Here is an 18,735-nt window from a genome sequence, read left to right as displayed (position 1 = left end):
CCAAAAAATATATCTAAAAAACGTGTAAAAAACGATGGAATATCGAAACAAGATTCAGAATGCTTAAAAACATAGCTATAAAAACGAAATCAAAGATTTTAGAAGTAAGATTATTCTTGTTTATACTTAGAGCGATTATTCACAATCTATGGGTTGCAATGCAATGGAAAAACAAAAATACGAATTATAAAACCATGAATTTAAAAGAATTCGTTATCAAAATTAATGAATTAATTCGAATGCACATATATACAAATAAACCAATAGATAATACTCAGTTGTGCATACCTAATGCATATTCGGAGATACTGTTAAAGGATACACAAAAATAAAAACTACAGACCAAAAGATGGGTCTTATAATGGACTCACCATATTTTGATAATCCATAGTAGAAATCATAAACCGCCTTTTCATACCATGGAAGTCCTTTTTTCAGTAGTTCCATTTCTTTAATAAACAACTCTGATGCCTCTACAAAAGTCCTATTCTTTTCAAATGATTTTCTTATATTCCTATATTCTGCGAGGACAGTTTCCTGCCTCAAATATGGTCTAAGTATCTTTATCACTTTTTCAAAATTCTCATTTTTATTTATCTCGTTTATTTTCCCCCATTCTTCTTTTTCTTTGTATCTTAAAAGTTTTTCACTTAAAATCTCCTCTGCTCTTGCTATTATTGTAATATCTTTAACATCAGTCATTAAAAAGGATATCTTAGACAGTGGAAAGTCCATAAATGTTGTATTTTGTGGGTTTTTAAAATTCACAAAATTAAAAATCACAACTTCATTTTTATCTGGACTGAAGGTTTCTCTCCTTTTAAAAACAGTAATATCTTCAAATATACAATGCAAAAATTTCGCAAGTTCAAAGAAGACATTTATAAATTTGGTTAAGTTTTTGAACGTCACTCCTAAAAAATCCACATCTCCCTTAAATGTCGTTCTTGAAAAATCAACGTCCCTCTTGAATATAGTCCCTAAGAAATATGCCTTCTTGTTAAATGTAGTTCTTGAAAAGTTAGCACCTTCATTAAATACTGCCCTTGAAAAAATTGCCATTCCATTAAATACAGTTCCTAAAAACTCCGCCTCCCCCATAAACACTGTTCTTGAAAAATAGACCTTTCCATCGAATATGGCCTCTAAAAAGCGGACTATGCCATTAAACTTTGCCTTGGAAAAATGGACATTTTCTCTAAATTCTACTCTACCAAAATTAATCTTCTGAAAGTTGGCTTCTTCAAAAATTACTCTTTTTTTAAATATAATTTTATCTTCCCCAATCCTATCGGCAAAATCTCTAAAATCAATTTCTGGCAAATGGTAACCAACACAAATTAGTTCCTTATCATTGGTTACTGCATCCACCACTTCGTTATAAAATGCCTCTCTGACTTCATCTCTGTATTCTTTCCAATAACTTGGATGATGGAATATACACAATAGTTATCTTTTATCACTTCCTTTGGAGTATAGTTTTTATACCTCTCAAGGATTCCCTGACATCTTTTGCAAATTGCCAATTCCCCCACCCCACACAAGAATAAAGGGTTAATCTATTTTATATACACCAAATTTTATGCAAAAATTATTAATTGTTGTGTTCTTAAAGCATGATTAATTATTTAAGTGTGGATATTTAAATATTTACCTCAAAATTAAAACAATAATAAAAAGCAATGACATTTGATTTTATGTTAAATTTAATGATGATTACTTAAAATCAAATCACCTTTTGGAGGGAGATGCTATGAAATATCTAATCACAACAGCATTGGCATACACAAACGGGCCTTTGCATTTAGGACATGCGAGAAGTACCTACATCCCAGCAGATATCTTAACAAGGTATTTAAAATTAAGAGGGGAGAATGCCATCCATGTTGGTGGGACAGATAACCACGGGGTTCCAATAACATTAACAGCAGAGAAAGAAGGCACAACACCTGAAAAAATTGTTGAAAGATACCACAATGAAATAAAGAGGGATTTGAATTCTTTAAATGTTGAGTTTGATGCATTTGGAAAAACCCACAGCGATATTCACATAGAGACAAGTCAAGAATTTTATAAAAAATTAAAAGAAAATGGATATATTTATGAGAAGGAGATTGAGCAGTTCTATTGCCCAAAATGCAATAAGTTTTTGCCTGATAGATACGTTGAGGGAACATGTCCGCATTGCGGAGGGGAAGCAAGGGGAGACCACTGTGAGGTTTGTGGAAGACATTTAGAGCCAACAGAATTAATAAATCCTTACTGTGTTCACTGCAAATCAAAACCAGAGATTAGAAAGACAGTTCATTATTTCTTTAAATTGAGTGCTTTAAGGGAGGTATTAAAAAACTATATTGAGAATGCAGAAGAAATGCCTGAACATGTAAAAAACATGGCTTTAAGTTGGATTGAAGAATTACACGACTGGGATATATCAAGGGATATAAGTTGGGGAGTCCCCATTCCAGATAATCCAAACCAAGTAATGTATGTTTGGTTGGAGGCACCTATAGGATATATCTCAAACACAAAACTTTTAGGAGATATTTGGAAAGATTATTGGATTAAAAACAATGAAACAAAAATATACCATATGATTGGAAAGGATATAACTGTTCATCATGCTGTATTTTGGCCAGGGATGTTGATTGCACATGGGGAATACAACTTACCAAATGCAGTTGTTAGTGGTGGCTATCTTACATTGGAAGGAAGAAAGATGAGTACAAGTAAAAAATGGGTTGTTTGGGTGAAGGATTTTGTTGAAAACTTTGATGCGGATTATTTGAGGTATTATTTAACAATGTCCGCTCCACTGCATAAGGATTGCGATTTTTCATGGGATGATTTCCAAAGAAGGATAAACAATGAACTTATAGATATTATTGGGAACTTTACACACAGAACCCTCGTTTTTACACATAGAAAATTCAAAAAAATCCCAATAGTCGATGAAAATAATTTAAAAGAAGAAGATAAAAAATTATTGGAAAAATGCAAAGAAACAATTGAAAAGGTTGATGAACACATAAGAAATTTCGAGTTTAGGGATGGACTCGTTAGCATTTTGCATTTAGCAAGAGAAGGAAACATCTACTTCCAAAACATGCAACCATGGGCAGTTGAGGATGAAGAGAGGTTGAAAGAAATCCTATATGTTTGCTGTAAAACAGTAAAAACCATTGCCTACCTCCTATATCCATACATGCCTAAAAAAGCAATGGAACTTTTAAATATGATGAATGAAGAATTGGATTTGGTATTGAGAGGAAACGAATTGAAAAAACCAAAAATCATATTCAAAAAAGTTGAAGATGAAAAAATCAAAAAGATGAAAGATAAGTTAAAGAAAATTGAAGAAGAAAACAAAAAGAAAGAAGAAAAGAAAGAGGTGAAGAATATGGATTTGATTGATATTGAATATTTAAGCAAAATTAATTTGAGGGTTGGAGAAATTAAAAGTGCAGAGGACATTCCAAAATCAAAAAAACTCTTAAAATTAATTGTTGATATTGGTGGAGAAGAAAGGCAAATCGTTGCAGGAATAAAAGGATACTACACCCCTGAGGAATTGGTTGGAAAAAAGGTTATTGTTGTCTGCAATTTAAAACCAGCAAAATTATGCGGAGTTAAGTCAGAAGGTATGTTATTGGCTGGAGAAAACGAAGATGGAAGTGTTGTCAGTTTGTTGACTGTTGATAAAGATTTACCTCCTGGAAGTGAAATTCATTAAGAATTGTTTATTTAATTTCCCTAAAATTTTAAAAACTGACAGTGTGATTACAATACTCCCTTCTTTATTAGTTCTTTACTACACTCTTTAACCACTTTAAAATGATAGTCCATATTTGTATCTCAAATATTCTATGCAGTTTGATACTATCGCCATAAATCTAACAAATCCAATATTGCTCTTTTCAGACGTTAGATAGTTTCCTTCGATTTCTAAAATCGATTTGTCTCTTCGCTTGCGGAGCAAGCGAGCAGTGAAATACTTAGTATTTCACCCAATCGATGTTTTCGCCTTGTGATAACAGGCGAGTTACGAAAAACCGTAGGTTTTTCGTTTGATTCTTCTATCTTCGGTCTCTTCATATACTCGCTTATAATATCCTCTGCCTTCTAAGTTTACCAATATATTCCATTCCCAATTCTTTAGATTCCTTCATAATTTTCTTTGTCGTTACAAAAGTGTCTCCTACGACCGTCCCGATATCTATGTGAAATAGAAATCTAATAATTTCGATAAATATATCTGTTGATTTTTTGCCAAGTGGTTTTATTGTAGTGTAAATCGAATAATATTTTATTAGTATTGAGGTCTTAACCTGTGCGAACTGGATAACTCCTCTGAACAGTTAAATCTTAAACTATTTATAGAATTAGTGAGTATACTATTAAGTGCTGTTAGCATAGGAGATGCACCGTTTTTTAACGAGTTATTTAAGTACTACCTATTTCTATTTTTTGGTTTTAATTTTAATAGTGTTAAATCACACTATCAGTTAAAAAAGTTTCGAATGGGTAGTAATAAAATTTAATTTGTGAATAATGATATTCAAAATAAATCTGGTTTAAATAATCATTAAAACATGCGGTATTTACTTCACTCAGAATACTTTCATAGATTTTAATGTATCATACAATCCAATACATCCAGTAATCATTACATCCCCGCCAGGATAGGCGTATTTTCCATAATCCTTAAACATCTCTCTATTCGGTCCGGCTATTAAAATTTCCTCTGGGTTTATACTATCTAAAACCACAGATCCATGACCGTTGTCGTTAAATATTTCTTCATTTTTTAATGTACCATCTGCCAATTTATCGACAATATTTTTTAGTTTTTCTGGAGTTAGGAGCCTTGTATGATGCTCAAATAATCCAACAATTTCTCCATCTTTTATAGAAACTCCTAATGTATGGCCATTACCTATATCTAAACCTATAAACTCGTTAATGTTGTTTTCCCTCGCGTAATTTAAAATTCCACATATGGAGGCAATTTTACTGTCCATTACAAATCCTTCATAGTTGTTTTCTTTTAAGGTTTCTAAGATTGCATCAAATCTTGAGAAATAATTTGTTTTTTCTTTAAAGTAAAATTTATATGGATTTTTTGTCTCTTTCAACGTATTTTCAAAGTATTTAAACCTTGTGATTCTGTCACTTTGCCCTTTAACAAAACCATGGTCTTGACACGCTACGCATACAAAGTTGGGATTAAATTCCTTCCCTATTGGTGTGAATATATTTTTTAGCATATCAAAATCCAAATCTCTAAAAATGACGTTTGGATTTTCTATACTTTCTTTAATGATTACTCCCCTCTTCTTTACCTCCTCTAAATCATCTCTTATTGTTCTTGCTGCATTTTCTGATATTTCAACGTTAAATCCTTTTTTTATATGCTCAATTATCGCTCTATTTACTGGACCTCCCCCCATTATGACGCCATCTATTCTTAAATCTTCATTCATTAGGCTTATTTTTTCTGCTAAAATTGATGTTGGGGATGGAAGTATTAGTTTTATGGAATTTTCGATGTTTTTGTTGGTGTTTATGTATAGGATGTCCTGAGTCCCCTTCCCGATATCTATGCATAAGATTTCCATTTTACCACCTAAACATATTTTCTATGAAAATTTAAAATATGGGGAAACATATATTTGGAAGCAATACTAAGATTATAAGATGTTTTTTCTATAAATAACATTATGCATAATAAGTTAAATAATATAAGTTAACTAACGTTTAGTAGGGGATGATTTTATGGCTATGGATAATTTGTTCAGATTTGGTAAAAAAGAATTAATCGACTTATTATTGTCCACTTTTGCAATTGCTATGATATTCGCATGGCCAAGTGGATTTTCATTTGATTTGTGGTTCTTTATCTTGTTTGTTATTTATTTGTTTACTGTTGGGGCGGGATTTATACTACATGAACTTGCCCATAGGACAGTTGCAAGACATTTTGGAGCATGGAGTGAGTTTAGAGCATGGTACGAAGGCTTGGCATTGGGACTTTTATTGAAAATAATATTGGGATTTACGTTTATAGCTCCAGGGGCAGTTTATATATACAAGGATTATCTAACAACAGAAGAAAATGGGATTATAGCATTAGCAGGGCCGTTAACAAATGTCGCATTGGCATTTTTCTTTTTAATGTTAAACATCCCAATAATCTCTGATATCGGATATCACGTTAATCTATTCCTTGCAGCATTTAACATGTTGCCTATTCCTCCATTTGATGGGTCAAAGGTTATACACTGGAATATTTTGATTTGGGCAATTGTTGCAATACCTATGTTCTTATGGGCGTTTGGGCTCTTTTAGTATCATTAACCTAAGGGGTAGATAATTTGGAAAAAAATATGAGATTCATTAAATTCGCAGAGATTATTTCAAGAGCTTTTCCATTTTTAGCAATATCTGCCTTTCCATGCATAGTATCTGATGTTAGGAGTTTGATATCTTTGGCTATAATTCCTGCCGTAATTTGGATTTTGTGGGCAAAAATTAAGAATCAAAAATGGGACATTCCAGATAGGAATGGAAGGATAGTCCCCTTAACCATTATGGTAATATATGGATTTGTACTGGTTATTATTGAACCAAATTTCTTAACAAAATTTTATTTGACCAATGTTCTATCTTTACTAATAATAACATCATTTTGGAAGATAAGCATACATTGCTATGGATTGTCGGCGATAATAGTAGCACTAATTAAATTTAATCAGATTTGTAATAACTTGCTGTATTTCGTAGTTTTTATTTACATGGGATTCCTTATATTTACGATGTGGTCACGTATATATTTGGAGAAACATACTCCTCTGCAAGTTGTTGTGGGGACTTTATTGGGATTTGGTCAAAATTTGATATTTTTATATTTGTTTAGTTAATTAAAGTATTTTGGAGGAATATTATGAAAAACTACAAAGTTTCAATAATTGGAGGTACTGATGGACTTGGAAAGTGGTTTGCTAAATATTTAAAGAGTAAGAACTTTGATGTGACTGTTACGGGAAGGGATATAGTAAAGGGAAAGAGTGTTGAGAAAGAATTGGGGGTTAAATTTACCAACAACAACATAGAGGCGGCAAAAGAAGGGGATATTGTTATAGTAGCGGTTCCAATAAACGTTACAGAGAGGGTTATAAGAGAAGTTGCTCCACACGTTAGAGAGGGCTGTTTATTGATGGATATTACATCAATAAAAGAGATACCTTCAAAAACAATGGAAGAATATGCAAAAGAAGGGGTTACCGTAGTTCCAACACATCCCATGTTTGGTCCTTCTACCCCATCCCTAATGAGACAGGTTGTTATACTAACTCCTTCTGAAAGACATAAAAAAAGCGAATGGTTTAGGAAGGTTAAAGACTTCCTTGAAAAAGAAGGGGCAAGAGTTATTGTAATAAAACCAGAAGAACACGATAGAATTATGGGTGTTGTGCAGGGATTGACACATTTTGCATACATATCATTGGGGGCAACGTTAAAAGAGTTGGGGGTTGATATAAAGGAATCGAGAAAATATGCATCTCCAATTTATGAGTTGATGATATACATAATTGGAAGAATCATTGGGCAGAATCCCTACCTTTATGCAGATATACAAATGCACAATCCACAAATAAAGCATATACATGAAACTTTCATAGGTCAATGTAATTTGATAAAGAACATCGTAGAAAGGAAAGATAGAGAAGAATTTGTAAAATTAATGAAAGAGGCAGCAAAGCACTTTGGGAATGAGGCAAAGAGGGGGGTAAGTTACTCAGATAAGGCAGTATTTGCATTAACAAAAGAGATGGAAAAACTATCAAAAATGAAAGGAAAAGACATTGGATTAAGGCACATCTATTCAGGAAATGTTCATTATGGTATTCTAAAGGATGTTGATGGTGATTATATAATAATCGAGAAAAATGGAAAGGAAATAAAATTAAGTACGTCGAATGTTATGGTTATGGAAGAGAATGAATTAAAAAAATGGAAAGATGAGAACTTGCCAAAATACCATAGGGATGTTTCTATATTGTTTAAGAAGGATGTTGATGAGAATGTTATCTTAGATTTATTAAAGGATAGATTTGATGTTGAGATTATGGATATTTACGAAGGAGAAAAAATAGAAGAAGGGTTTAAAAGTGTAACTTTTAGAGTATATGCATTTGAGAATGTTGAGGAAAAAGAAAGAGAATTTTTAAAGATTATTGAGAATATTGGGGGGAAAAGGAGATTTAAATGATATTATTCTTTTTTTACCAAAACTTTTATGGCATTTGTAGGGCATCTTCCAGCACAGAATTTGCAGTTGTGGCAGTATTCAACATTATAGGCATAATATTTTCCATTTTCATCTTTTGTCCATATTAACGGCCCTTTTGGACATACATCATAGCATCTCCCACATCCTATACATTTTTCCCTATCCACAATAATCTCAACTACCATTCTCTTCCTCCAAAATTTTTATATATTTTGCTAACTACATACTAAATACATATACTGTAGGTTATAATTAATATTATTAATTGTCCGAAATTCGGTGATATTATGGATGAAAAGGACTTAAAAATTATTGATATTCTTATAAAGAATGGGAGAAAATCATATACCGATATAGCGAGAGAATTAGGAACAAGTGAAAGTTCCATAAGGAAGAGAATTAAAAAATTGGAGGAAGATGGGGTTATTAAAGGATACACTACAATAATAGATCCCTCAAAGATTGGATATAACGTTGTTGCCTTAACTGGCTTTGACACCGAGCCAGATAAGTTTTTAAATGTTGCCAAAGAACTCTGTAAGTTTGAGGAAGTTAAGAAGGTATTTACTTCAACAGGAGACCATATGATTATGACTGAAATCTGGGCTAAAGATGGAAAAGAGTTTTCTGACTTAATATTTAACAAAATTGGAAAGATTGAAGGAATAAAAAAGATTTGTCCAGCAATTATTTTAGAACAGATGAAATAAATAATTTTTTATTTTAAAACCTTTCCTGTCCTTAAATACCAAATATATAAATCCAACTCAGAGAGTTTTAAATTAACCCCTTTTCCAATATCTCTCAGTATATTTTCAATCTCTAAATATTTTCTCCTACTCAATGTTTTAGGAATATCATTAATGTAGTTGTTTTCATAAAGTTCTCTCAAAATATGCCTATCGATTATAGCAACATTGTCATAACCAACATTCCTTAAAAAATGGCTTGCCTCTTTATATCCAATCCCTTTTATATTTTTTACCAAAAACTCCCTCGCTATTTTCTCATTTTCAAAATTCTCAACAATATCTTTAATGTTTTTAAACCTCCTTGCTAAAACTATAAACTCTGCTCTCTTTCTATAAAATCTATGCCCTAAATTTTTTAACCTCTCTTCTAACTCCTCTTTTGATAAGGTTAAAAATCCATTTCCAATTTCCTTCTGAATCTTTATTCCCCCCTCAGCAGTAAAGTTGGCAGTTAAAATGCAAAAGCACAACTCTTTAAACCACTCTTCATTAGATTTGTTTTTAAAAGATTTAAATTCATTAATTCTCTTGTCGATAATATCTTTAATTTCAGAGTTTTTTAACCCCTCAATTTTTTTAATTAGCATTATCTCACCAAAAAATAAAATTTAAAAAAGGGATGGGCATACGGCAAAGTATGCAGAGCATTTATTAATTTCTTCGTTTTTCTTTTTAATGTTTTCTAATTTTTCAACTGCCTTAATATCAACCGTCTCTTTAACCTCAATTAATCCCTTCTCAGACATATCATTTATTATATCTTCAACCATCTTGTTTCTAACAATTACAGTGTTCCAACCATCCTCACTTCCAACACTTCCAACTGATACATCTGCGTATTTTGCTGAGAAGTCAGAGCAAACTCTACATCCTAAGTTGCAGAGTTTTTCAATATCTTTTATTGGAATTTCATAAACTACTTTTTCAGTTCCAGTGAAACCTTTTCTTTTTAAGGTTTCAACGACAAATTTTCCTTTTGTAATATTCATTTTAACAACTTCATCCATATTTGGTCCAAAGTTCTCTTTTATAATATTTTTTATTATATAATAGTGGAAGTTTTTGGTGCAGAATAAACCAACTTTTAAAGTTAAATCAAACTGTAATCCTCCCAATATATGGCATGGCAAACCAACCAATCCAACTTTATCATAGTTTTCAGTTGCATACTCTAATAACTTGTTGTTTGGTGAGATAGAGTATTTGCTCTTTGGTGATTCCAATAACTCAACAGTGTTTGTAGCCAAATAAGCTACTGGCTTCCAATTTTTATCTCTAACAACTACTACTGCATCTAATATGCTATTTTCTAAGCAGTAACTTAATAGTGTTGTTGTAAATCCACCATCTTGAACGTCAATATTTAATTTTGATTTTACTGAGAGATATTTCATTATGCCTCACCTCGAAACTTTAATAAAGTTTCATCAAATTCGATACATTAAAAGAGGGCTAAAGCCCTCTTTAATGTCTCTTAAGTTAATAAATATTTATCAATTCAGATTATTTTAATTAAATTTCCTATTTTTATTTATTTTTCCAATTTATACAACTTCTTTTACTCTTATACAGTTAAAGAAGCAAGTTCCGCACTTAATACACTTGATTATATTGACTTTTGGCTTTTCATCTATGGTTAGGGCATTTGCTGAACATTTAGCAACACATGTTCCACAACCAGTACAGAACTCATCATTTATTGGCTTATCATCACATCCTAAACATAACTCTTTATTAGAAGTCAATAAAACCTCATTAACTTTCATATAGGCATCAATAATTGGTTTTCCAGCAATAATCTCGTATGGCTTTAGTATTAAGTATGAATCAACAACTTCCTTGTCTTTTTCAATAACTGCTTTAACTACTCTTTCAACCTCTTCTTCATCCGGTGGGCAGCCAATTATTGCATAATCTACTTTAACAACATCCCCAACTCTAACAAACCTTTGTGGAAATCCATTCTCTAAACCAATAAGCATTCTTTGGAAACCCCCACTTACAGCACAGCTACCAACAGCTATCAATATTTTTGAGTCTTTTCTAATTTCTTTTATTTTTTCAACTTCCTCCTCATCATCCAAATTTACAGCCCCTCCAACCAATGCAATGCCTTTTTCTTTTAATTTGTTGTAATATTTCTTTTCGATATTTTTGATAATCTTATCACAAGAACCGCATCCAGTCATGTAAATCACCTTTCAACCTTTTAATAAAGTGCTTAACTTATAAATAGTAGCATCTTTCACAAAGCTGAATGATTCTTATTGCTTCATCGTTATCTACGCTATCTAATACAGCTTTGTTGAAGTTCTCACTTGTTAATATTGTATAGTCCAAAATCTCCCTTCCAAGCAACTCAACTTTGTGATAAACAATTCCTTCTCCTCCCTCTATAACAACTTCCCCAACTGCCTTTCCATCCTTTATAATTGGCTCCATGTAAGGCTGTGTTAATTTCAACTTGTTTAAGAGCCGTATAATTTTATTTAAGCAGAATTCTATCTCAATCATTCTTGCAGATAACATATCCCATAAGTTTTTTGAGTTTATTAATCCTTCCCTATACATTCTCGCCAGGGATCCACTATAAACTGCTTTTCCATCATAAAGTGCGATTTTTGGTAAGTTTTTTGTTTCTACTTTATTAACATCAAAGTTATAAGCGTCAATTAACTCAACATCCTGTAATATAATCTTTGCCTTCCTCTCATCAACTAACTTAACAAAGTCCTTATCAACTAAGTTTAACCCTTCTTTTGCTAAATTCAGCAATTTCTCTTTTCTATTATCACTTATATTTTCTAAAACTCCACCAACAGTTAAATATTTGGTCTTCTTCCCTAAAATTGATTTTATTTTGTTTCCAATATCTGCCAACTTGTCTGTATTTGTAAATTCACCCAACTTAATTGCATCTACCTCAACGATCTCTCCTAATCTTGCAATTTCTCTCAAATATTGCCCTTCATTTGGGACTGTTATATTATAGGCTTTCTCAACAGATATAACTCCTGCTAAAGCATGAGAGATTTCATTTAAGTAACATAACCTTGCCATTGATGATGGGATGAAATCTATATCTCTCCCCATCATTGAACTTTCAAACCCTCTAATTTTCATAATTCCACCTTTTTAAAATGTTTTAAAAGTTTAATTAAAAAGAATTAGAAATTAGATTCCGAGTTTTTTTCTCTTCTTCATAATTACATTCTCCAATATCTCTGCCGCTTTGTATGGGTTTGGTTCTGGAATTAATTTACCTCCTGTTAATCCCTCAACAGCCTCTGTTAAAACCTTTGTTACCAACTCACTGCCAGTAACGAATGGAACTGGTGAGACATGAACTGTGAAACCCATATCAACTGCATAGGTTGCATCTGCCAATGCCTGCTCCTCTAACCACTGTGGTGCTGATGCTGCAACTGGTAAGTCAGGAACATCAACTCCCAACTCCTCAGCAATTGCAACTGCAACCTGCTCAATTCTTGCAATACTTAGACATGCTCCGAAGTTTAAGACAGGCGGAATTCCTAATGATTTACAAACTTCTTTTAAGTTTTCTCCTGCCAATTCAGCACTACCTGGGTCAAACAATCCAGCGTGTTTCAATGGGCTGTTTACACAACCTCCCGCTAAGACCAAGATGTCTCTTTTAATGAGTTCTTTTGTTAATGTAACAATTATATTGTCATGTCCTCCACTTGCTAAATTGGAGCAACCAACAACTCCAACTACTCCTTTAATCTTTCCGTTTGCAATTAATTCAATTAATGGCTTTACACTTCCTCCTAAGAACTCAACTAATGATTCCTCCCCAACTCCAACAACTGATGTAACTTTCTCATCGTAGTAATCTTTCTGCATTCCCTTTCTCTCTTTGAATGCCTCAATTGCTTTCTTAATTATCTCTCTTGCTTTTTCTTTAGCATTCTCTGGGTTCCATTCTATGAACTCTGCTCCTTCAACATAAGCCATGTCATCAATACAGATTAATTTTGTCTTTGTCTTTTCAGCAACAAACTTCAATCCATGGAATGTACAGTTGAATTCAGAGACAACAGCGTCAATTAATCCAGTTGCAACCAATGGCTCTGTTGTGAAGTTATTAGCTATATAACCAACAAAACTCTCTGGTAAATGGGCAATTCTTGTCTCCATATCCTGCCCATTACACGTGGCTCCAATAATTTTAATTTCCTCAGCCCCTGCCTCCTTTGCCATTTTTATTAAATCTTCTTCCATTGCTACTTCACATAATGGCTGAATTAAAGCGTGTTGATGCCCTGTCATCATTATATTTACGTTGTTTGGCTTAACTGAACTAAATCCATTCTCAACTACTGTAATCTTTGGTGAGCCAAATAAGATATCATTTAACCAACAGGTCATTAAAAGCCCTGTAAATCCTGCATGCAATCCTAATCTAAGGCAATGAACCAATAAATCCATTGGATTACTGTTTAAGTTTGTTGAAGTTTTTGTTAGAGCGTCAACAATCTCTCCCTTAGCCCCACCTGGAAGAATATCTAACTTTTCAAATACTTCCAATCTTTTCTCTGGGCAAAGTTTTGGAACTAATTCACTCTTCTCCCATCTTGGTTTGTACATGTCTCCTAATATAAACTCAGCAACTTCAACGGCTAACTGCTTAGCATCTTTATTTGCATCAAATCCAAGTTTTTTTGCTAAGAATTTTAATTTTTTCTCATTTCTTATTTCATAACTTCCTTCTCCTTTTCCAGCGGATAATAGGGCTCTTGCAGCATTTTCAGCACAGTGGATGTAACATGATGCCCCAGCAGCAACTGCTCTGCAGAGATTTCTTGCTACAATAACATCTGCTGTTGCTCCACAAACACCGTAAGGAGTTTTTTCTGTTATTCTACAAGGTCCGTTAGCACATAATATACAATAAACTCCTTTTAACCCATAAGGACACTTTGGAAATTGATTTGGGAATCTTGTGTGTGGGGTTTCTATACCCCTCAACTTTGCCTTTTCAACCATCTCCTTAATTTCTGATATAGCAGCGATGCAGTTTTTCATACCTATCACCAAATATATTTTTAACTTGTTTACGATAATCATTAGTATAGTAACGAATAAATAACATTAACGGTGCGAAAATTGTCTTAAAAAATTTTAATGAGGACGATATCTGCATTAGAATTATGAATTTAAATTAATGGATTTTAGTAAAATAAAAAATAGAAAAAATGATAAAAATTCATTCTTCTTTTTGTTTTTTCATTTCTATATGCTTTAAAATAACCTTCTCTATATCTTCTGGTTTATCCAAAACTTCAATTCCTTCCATTCTTCTAATTTTTTCAACATTTTCAACATCAACATCCCTTATATATAAAGTTAGTTTTTTGTTACCTGGCAAAACTGTCTCTATTTCTCCTTTTTTGTTATCTGGTGGGAATATGTAAACTGGAATTTTTGCCTTCACTGCCTGGGCAACTGAATTGGTTATTAAAGTATCAGCAATTCCATAGGCTATTTTTGCAGTTGTATTTGCTGTTGCAGGAGCGACTAAGAATAAATCATATTTTCCAGTTTGCAATTTCCCAACTAAAAATGGGGCATTTGCATTAACCTCAACCCTCAAATCATAAAATTCATCTTCCAAAACTTCCCAAAGTTTATACCACTTCACAACAATCTTTGCATTTTTTGATAAATATACATCCACATCCAAATTGTATTTATTTTTTAGTTTCTTCATTATTTCAACGACTTCTGGTAGTTTATCTCCACATCCAGTAATTCCCCATGCGATTCTTAACATATTTATCCCCTCTTTATTAATATTAAATAGGTTTAGTTATTGTAGCCCTTTCTTATTTTTTAAAACCTCATAAAATCTATTAAGCGTTTTTCTCAAAACCCTCAATCCTTCTTCATCCTCTTCAATTCCTTTCTTCCCCCTATCCTTTGACCAAAATGTCGCTCCTAAGTTTGCTCCAAAAGAACCCCCTCCCACAGGAATCATCTCATTTATTATAAAGAAGTCGTGTATTGTTCTTAAGGCAATTTCTTGCCCCCCATTTCTATCTCCACCAATGGCAATGCCCATTCCTACTTTCCCTCTCAAAACTTTTGGATTTTTTGCAACTATTGCCCTACATCTATCCATCAATGTTTTCAACTGCCCTGTTATGTTTCCTTGATAAACTGGAGTTCCTATTATCACCCCATCAGCCCAGATAAGGTTTTCATAAACTTCTTCCATGTCATCTTTATATATGCATCCTTCTTTCTTTTTTACGCAGTAATCGCAATGGATGCAAAAATTTATGGTCTTTCTACTAACTGAAAAATACCTCACCTCTACCCCCTTCTCTTTCAAATATTCTAAGGCATAATTTACCGCAAAATGAGTTCCTTGCAATCTTGGACTCCCGCTAATCCCAAAGACCTTCATAATTTCACCATGTATAAACTTAAACTGCTTCTTTTACATATTTCTCATAAGGAATGAGTTTAAAAATAATCATTTTTCTTAGATTTCCTTTTATATCGTATTTTTCTTTGAATTCATAACCAATACATACAAATTGTCCAATATACCTTACTTTTCCTTTTGATATATTTTCAAATAAATGAAGTTCATAACCCTCCTGCAAATGGTCCCTAATTGCCTTATTTCCCCTTTTAAACTCCATATCCCCTATTTGCCCTTCCCCACAATAGTAAAAAATCCCATCTTTCCAACCGTCCTCATATCCATACTTCTTTCCTTCATTTCCAGAAAATAACATTATTATATTGTATCTTGATGATTTGCTTATACCACTTCTTCTGTTTCCTCCATATTTATTATGTAATTCTTTTCTTATGTAAATTTTATCTTTTTCAAACATCATACCACCGAATTTAGTATTTAGTGGTTATTTTTTATTGGAGTGTATTTTTTTAGCAATAGAGATAAGCTAACGACTGTTACAGAACTCATTGCCATTGCAAAACCTGCAAGTTCTGGTTTAAAGAATATTCCGTAAGGATATAGCAAACCTGCTGCAATTGGGATTAAAGATGTGTTGTATGCAAATGCCCAGAATAAATTCCATTTTATCTGTTTCATTGCCCTCCTGCTTAATTTTATTGCTCCAACCACATACCTTAAATCATCCTTCACCAAAACTATATCCCCACTCTCAATGGCAATATCTGTTCCGCTCCCTATTGCAATTCCAATATCGGAAACTGATAAAGCAGGTGCATCGTTTATCCCATCACCAACAAATGAAACAACCCCCTTCTTTTTAAGTTCTTTAACGATTTCTGCCTTTTGATTTGGTAAAACCTCTGCAAATATATTTTCAATCCCAACTGTTTTCCTATGATTTCTGCCGTCTTTTTTGCATCTCCTGTTATCATATAAACCTCAATGCCCATATCTTTTAGCATATCTATGGTTTCCTTTGCATACCTTTTTATTTTATCAGATATGGCAATTATCCCAACAACTTCTTTATTTATTGCAACAACTATAACAGTCATCCCTTCTTTTTCCAATTTTTCTATTTCTTTTTCATATTTTAACTCTTTTAATTTTTCTTTGATTAAATTTTTATTACCTATTAAAACCTCTTTTCCATCAACAATTCCAACTATTCCCCTCCCAGTTATTGTGTCAAATTTTTCGGCCTTTTTTAACTCTACATTTAATTCCTCTGCTTTTTTAACTATTGCATTGGCTAAAGGATGCTCTGAATTTTTCTCTAAAGCCCCAACAATGGATAAAAATTCCCTCACATCCATGTCAGTTATTATATGCCTAACTATTGGTTTTCCAATGGTTAAGGTTCCGGTTTTATCAAACACTACAAATCTCAATTTTTCAGACAAATCAAAAACCTTGCTATTCTTTATCAATATTCCAAGCTCCGCCCCTCTTCCAATTGCAACAGTCACTGCAGTAGGTGTTGCGAATCCCAATGCACATGGACATGTAATTACCAAAACAGATATGAACACCGTAGTGGCAAATAAAAAGCCCTCCGTGAAATACCAATATATAAAAGACAGTGTGGCAATTGCCAAAACAACTGGTATAAAGTAGGAAACAACTTTGTCTGCCAAACTCTGTATTTCTGGTTTTGATGCCTGTGCCTCTTTAACCAACTTAATAATTTGGGATAAAAGCGTATCTTTCCCTACCCTTTCAGCCCTTATCTTTAAAACCCCATTTTTATTTATTGTTCCTCCAATAACCTTATCGTTTTCTTTTTTTAAATTAGGTATTGGCTCACCAGTAATCATTGACTCATCAACATAACTTTCCCCTTCCAAAACAACCCCATCAACAGGAATCTTCTCTCCCGGCTTTACAATCACAACATCCCCAACCATTACCTCATCAATAGGAACCTCAACCTCTTTCCCATCTCTCAAAACCCTTGCAGTTTTTGCCCCCAATTTAATAAGTTTTTTTATTGCTTCGGAGGTTTTACTCTTTGCTCTTGCTTCTAAATACCTCCCCAATGTCAAAAATGTAGATAGCATTATTGCAGTTTCATAGAACATGAATTCTTTTGGCAATAAACCAATAGTTGAGATTAAACTTGAGATATATGCTATACCAATACCCATGGAATACATAACATCCATATTTAAGGTTTTATTTTTTAAAGAATGGAATCCTGCCTTAAAAATTGGTGATGCAACATAGATTAATGGAGGAATTGAAATTAAAAACATAATATAACTTTTGTAAGGAACATTAAGATACATCATCAAAAACAGTATTATTGAGAAAACAGTTCCTACCACCAACCTATTGAACATATCTTTAATTTCTTTTTCCTTCTCCTCTTTTTCTAAATCAACCTCATCCCCAACACCTACAACCTCATAACCCAAAGTTTCTATTCTTTTTATTATTTCATCAATATTTACAACATTTGGGTCAAAAACTACCTCTGCACTCTCATCTGGGAAATTTACCTCTGCCTCAACACCTTCCATTTTATTTAAGAATTTTTCGATAGTTTTAGCACATACGGCACATGTCATGCCTTTTATTTTTATTCTAACCCTTTCCTTATTTTTCACAACTTTAAATCCAATACCCCCTATCTTATTTTCAATATCCTTTAAAGAAACCTTTTCTGGATTAAATTCAACTGTTGCACTCTCATCTAATAAATTAACAGTCGCTTTATCAACCCCTTCCATTTTATTTAAGGCTTTTTCAATGCTATTTGCACATGCAGCACATCTCATGCCAGATATTTTTATTTTAACTTTCATAACTACCACTTAAATAAAAAATAAAATGTTATTCAATCTTTTTTGCAGGATATAATTCAAATGCCTCATTTTTTAATATTTCATCCTCATTTATTTTTTCTTCATCATATTTTATAATGCTGTTTGAAACTGTTTAAAAATTCATAGACAAATGTATGCATTTATAGACAAATATTTTAAAGACTGATAGTGTGATTTAACACTATTAAAATTAAGACCAAAAAATAGAAATAGGTAGTACTTAAATAACTCGTTAAAAAACGGTGCATCTCCTATGCTAACAGCACTTAATAGTATACTCACTAATTCTATAAATAGTTTAGGATTTAACTGTTCGGAGGAGTTATCTAAGTTCGCACAAGTTAGAACACTAACGCCAATAAAAACTATCAAAGCATTTTCAGAGTATGTCTCGGGAATTCACAG

The 18,735-nt window shown here is 32.6% G+C and carries 18 protein-coding genes and 2 pseudogenes; 6 read left to right on the top strand and 14 right to left on the bottom strand.

Annotated features, from left to right (window positions below):
• Nucleotides 1-59: 59 nt before the first annotated feature.
• Nucleotides 60-332, top strand: coding sequence for a hypothetical protein (locus METFODRAFT_RS11895; protein ID WP_007044891.1), 273 nt, complete (start codon nucleotides 60-62; stop codon nucleotides 330-332).
• Here METFODRAFT_RS11895 and METFODRAFT_RS07075 read toward each other — a convergent pair.
• Together METFODRAFT_RS07075 and METFODRAFT_RS10905 are read right to left on the bottom strand one after the other, a co-directional pair.
• Entirely contained in the window at nucleotides 289-1,371 is a 1,083-nt protein-coding gene (locus METFODRAFT_RS07075; protein ID WP_048115735.1) for a pentapeptide repeat-containing protein, read from the bottom strand. The genes METFODRAFT_RS11895 and METFODRAFT_RS07075 overlap by 44 nt on opposite strands.
• Complete coding sequence (locus METFODRAFT_RS10905) at nucleotides 1,359-1,526, bottom strand: hypothetical protein (RefSeq protein ID WP_159089911.1); 168 nt, start codon at nucleotides 1,524-1,526, stop codon at nucleotides 1,359-1,361. The genes METFODRAFT_RS07075 and METFODRAFT_RS10905 overlap by 13 nt, the downstream gene beginning before the upstream one ends.
• A gap of 197 nt (nucleotides 1,527-1,723) precedes the next feature.
• On the opposite strand from METFODRAFT_RS10905, the pseudogene metG reads away from it, so the two are divergent.
• Nucleotides 1,724-3,733: pseudogene (metG, locus tag METFODRAFT_RS07070) on the top strand (methionine--tRNA ligase); the annotation flags it as partial.
• 96 nt (nucleotides 3,734-3,829) lie between these two features.
• Here the strand turns inward: metG and METFODRAFT_RS10195 are convergent.
• Together METFODRAFT_RS10195 and METFODRAFT_RS07065 are read right to left on the bottom strand one after the other, a co-directional pair.
• Nucleotides 3,830-3,979 carry a hypothetical protein gene (locus tag METFODRAFT_RS10195; RefSeq protein WP_245528955.1) on the bottom strand — a complete coding sequence of 50 codons (150 nt, stop codon included), beginning with the start codon at nucleotides 3,977-3,979 and terminating at the stop codon, nucleotides 3,830-3,832.
• Nucleotides 3,980-4,610: 631 nt separating this feature from the next.
• Nucleotides 4,611-5,618 (bottom strand): DUF1786 domain-containing protein, encoded by a 1,008-nt coding sequence (locus METFODRAFT_RS07065; RefSeq protein ID WP_007044888.1) that lies wholly within the window; start codon nucleotides 5,616-5,618, stop codon nucleotides 4,611-4,613.
• Nucleotides 5,619-5,775: 157 nt separating this feature from the next.
• On the opposite strand from METFODRAFT_RS07065, the gene METFODRAFT_RS07060 reads away from it, so the two are divergent.
• Genes METFODRAFT_RS07060 through METFODRAFT_RS07050 form a run of 3 tightly spaced genes read left to right on the top strand, consistent with a single transcriptional unit; the run spans nucleotide 5,776 to nucleotide 8,272 of the window.
• Nucleotides 5,776-6,348, top strand: coding sequence for a hypothetical protein (locus METFODRAFT_RS07060; protein WP_007044887.1), 573 nt, complete (start codon nucleotides 5,776-5,778; stop codon nucleotides 6,346-6,348).
• A 26-nt stretch (nucleotides 6,349-6,374) separates the two neighbouring features.
• Nucleotides 6,375-6,920 (top strand): phosphatase PAP2 family protein, encoded by a 546-nt coding sequence (locus tag METFODRAFT_RS07055; protein WP_245528953.1) that lies wholly within the window; start codon nucleotides 6,375-6,377, stop codon nucleotides 6,918-6,920.
• Between the two features lie 23 nt (nucleotides 6,921-6,943).
• Nucleotides 6,944-8,272: a prephenate dehydrogenase gene (locus tag METFODRAFT_RS07050; protein ID WP_007044885.1), complete on the top strand. Its 1,329-nt coding sequence runs from the start codon at nucleotides 6,944-6,946 to the stop codon at nucleotides 8,270-8,272.
• A 2-nt stretch (nucleotides 8,273-8,274) separates the two neighbouring features.
• Here the strand turns inward: METFODRAFT_RS07050 and METFODRAFT_RS07045 are convergent, their stop codons facing one another.
• Nucleotides 8,275-8,478 (bottom strand): ATP-binding protein, encoded by a 204-nt coding sequence (locus METFODRAFT_RS07045; RefSeq protein ID WP_007044884.1) that lies wholly within the window; start codon nucleotides 8,476-8,478, stop codon nucleotides 8,275-8,277.
• Nucleotides 8,479-8,580: 102 nt separating this feature from the next.
• Here METFODRAFT_RS07045 and ptr2 point away from each other — a divergent pair, with 102 nt between their 5' ends.
• The gene (ptr2, locus tag METFODRAFT_RS07040) at nucleotides 8,581-9,003 is read left to right on the top strand and encodes an HTH-type transcriptional regulator Ptr2 (RefSeq protein ID WP_007044883.1); all 423 of its coding nucleotides are present in this window, start codon (nucleotides 8,581-8,583) and stop codon (nucleotides 9,001-9,003) included.
• Between the two features lie 8 nt (nucleotides 9,004-9,011).
• Here the strand turns inward: ptr2 and METFODRAFT_RS07035 are convergent, their stop codons facing one another.
• The 9 genes and pseudogenes from METFODRAFT_RS07035 to METFODRAFT_RS06995 all read right to left on the bottom strand — a co-directional run bounded on the left by METFODRAFT_RS07035 (nucleotide 9,012) and on the right by METFODRAFT_RS06995 (nucleotide 18,309).
• On the bottom strand, nucleotides 9,012-9,632 hold the full coding sequence (locus tag METFODRAFT_RS07035; protein ID WP_007044882.1) for an N-glycosylase/DNA lyase: 621 nt from the start codon (nucleotides 9,630-9,632) through the stop codon (nucleotides 9,012-9,014).
• A gap of 21 nt (nucleotides 9,633-9,653) precedes the next feature.
• On the bottom strand, nucleotides 9,654-10,439 hold the full coding sequence (locus METFODRAFT_RS07030; RefSeq protein WP_007044881.1) for a Coenzyme F420 hydrogenase/dehydrogenase, beta subunit C-terminal domain: 786 nt from the start codon (nucleotides 10,437-10,439) through the stop codon (nucleotides 9,654-9,656).
• Nucleotides 10,440-10,589: 150 nt separating this feature from the next.
• Nucleotides 10,590-11,234 (bottom strand): NADH-quinone oxidoreductase subunit B family protein, encoded by a 645-nt coding sequence (locus METFODRAFT_RS07025; RefSeq protein ID WP_007044880.1) that lies wholly within the window; start codon nucleotides 11,232-11,234, stop codon nucleotides 10,590-10,592.
• A gap of 37 nt (nucleotides 11,235-11,271) precedes the next feature.
• Nucleotides 11,272-12,168 (bottom strand): nickel-dependent hydrogenase large subunit, encoded by an 897-nt coding sequence (locus METFODRAFT_RS07020; RefSeq protein ID WP_007044879.1) that lies wholly within the window; start codon nucleotides 12,166-12,168, stop codon nucleotides 11,272-11,274.
• A 51-nt stretch (nucleotides 12,169-12,219) separates the two neighbouring features.
• On the bottom strand, nucleotides 12,220-14,094 hold the full coding sequence (cooS, locus tag METFODRAFT_RS07015) for an anaerobic carbon-monoxide dehydrogenase catalytic subunit (RefSeq protein WP_048115732.1): 1,875 nt from the start codon (nucleotides 14,092-14,094) through the stop codon (nucleotides 12,220-12,222).
• A 181-nt stretch (nucleotides 14,095-14,275) separates the two neighbouring features.
• Nucleotides 14,276-14,842, bottom strand: coding sequence for an archaeoflavoprotein AfpA (gene afpA, locus METFODRAFT_RS07010; RefSeq protein ID WP_007044877.1), 567 nt, complete (start codon nucleotides 14,840-14,842; stop codon nucleotides 14,276-14,278).
• A 36-nt stretch (nucleotides 14,843-14,878) separates the two neighbouring features.
• Nucleotides 14,879-15,478 carry a flavodoxin family protein gene (locus tag METFODRAFT_RS07005; RefSeq protein ID WP_007044876.1) on the bottom strand — a complete coding sequence of 200 codons (600 nt, stop codon included), beginning with the start codon at nucleotides 15,476-15,478 and terminating at the stop codon, nucleotides 14,879-14,881.
• A gap of 19 nt (nucleotides 15,479-15,497) precedes the next feature.
• The gene (locus tag METFODRAFT_RS07000; protein WP_007044875.1) at nucleotides 15,498-15,917 is read right to left on the bottom strand and encodes a hypothetical protein; all 420 of its coding nucleotides are present in this window, start codon (nucleotides 15,915-15,917) and stop codon (nucleotides 15,498-15,500) included.
• A 20-nt stretch (nucleotides 15,918-15,937) separates the two neighbouring features.
• Nucleotides 15,938-18,309 (bottom strand): annotated as a pseudogene (locus tag METFODRAFT_RS06995) (heavy metal translocating P-type ATPase).
• Between the last annotated feature and the right edge of the window lie 426 nt (nucleotides 18,310-18,735).

The sequence above is a fragment of the Methanotorris formicicus Mc-S-70 genome (assembly GCF_000243455.1).
GTDB classification, from domain to species: Archaea; AGJL01; Methanococci; order Methanococcales; family Methanococcaceae; genus Methanotorris; species Methanotorris formicicus.
This window is presented reverse-complemented; position numbering and strand designations above follow the sequence as displayed.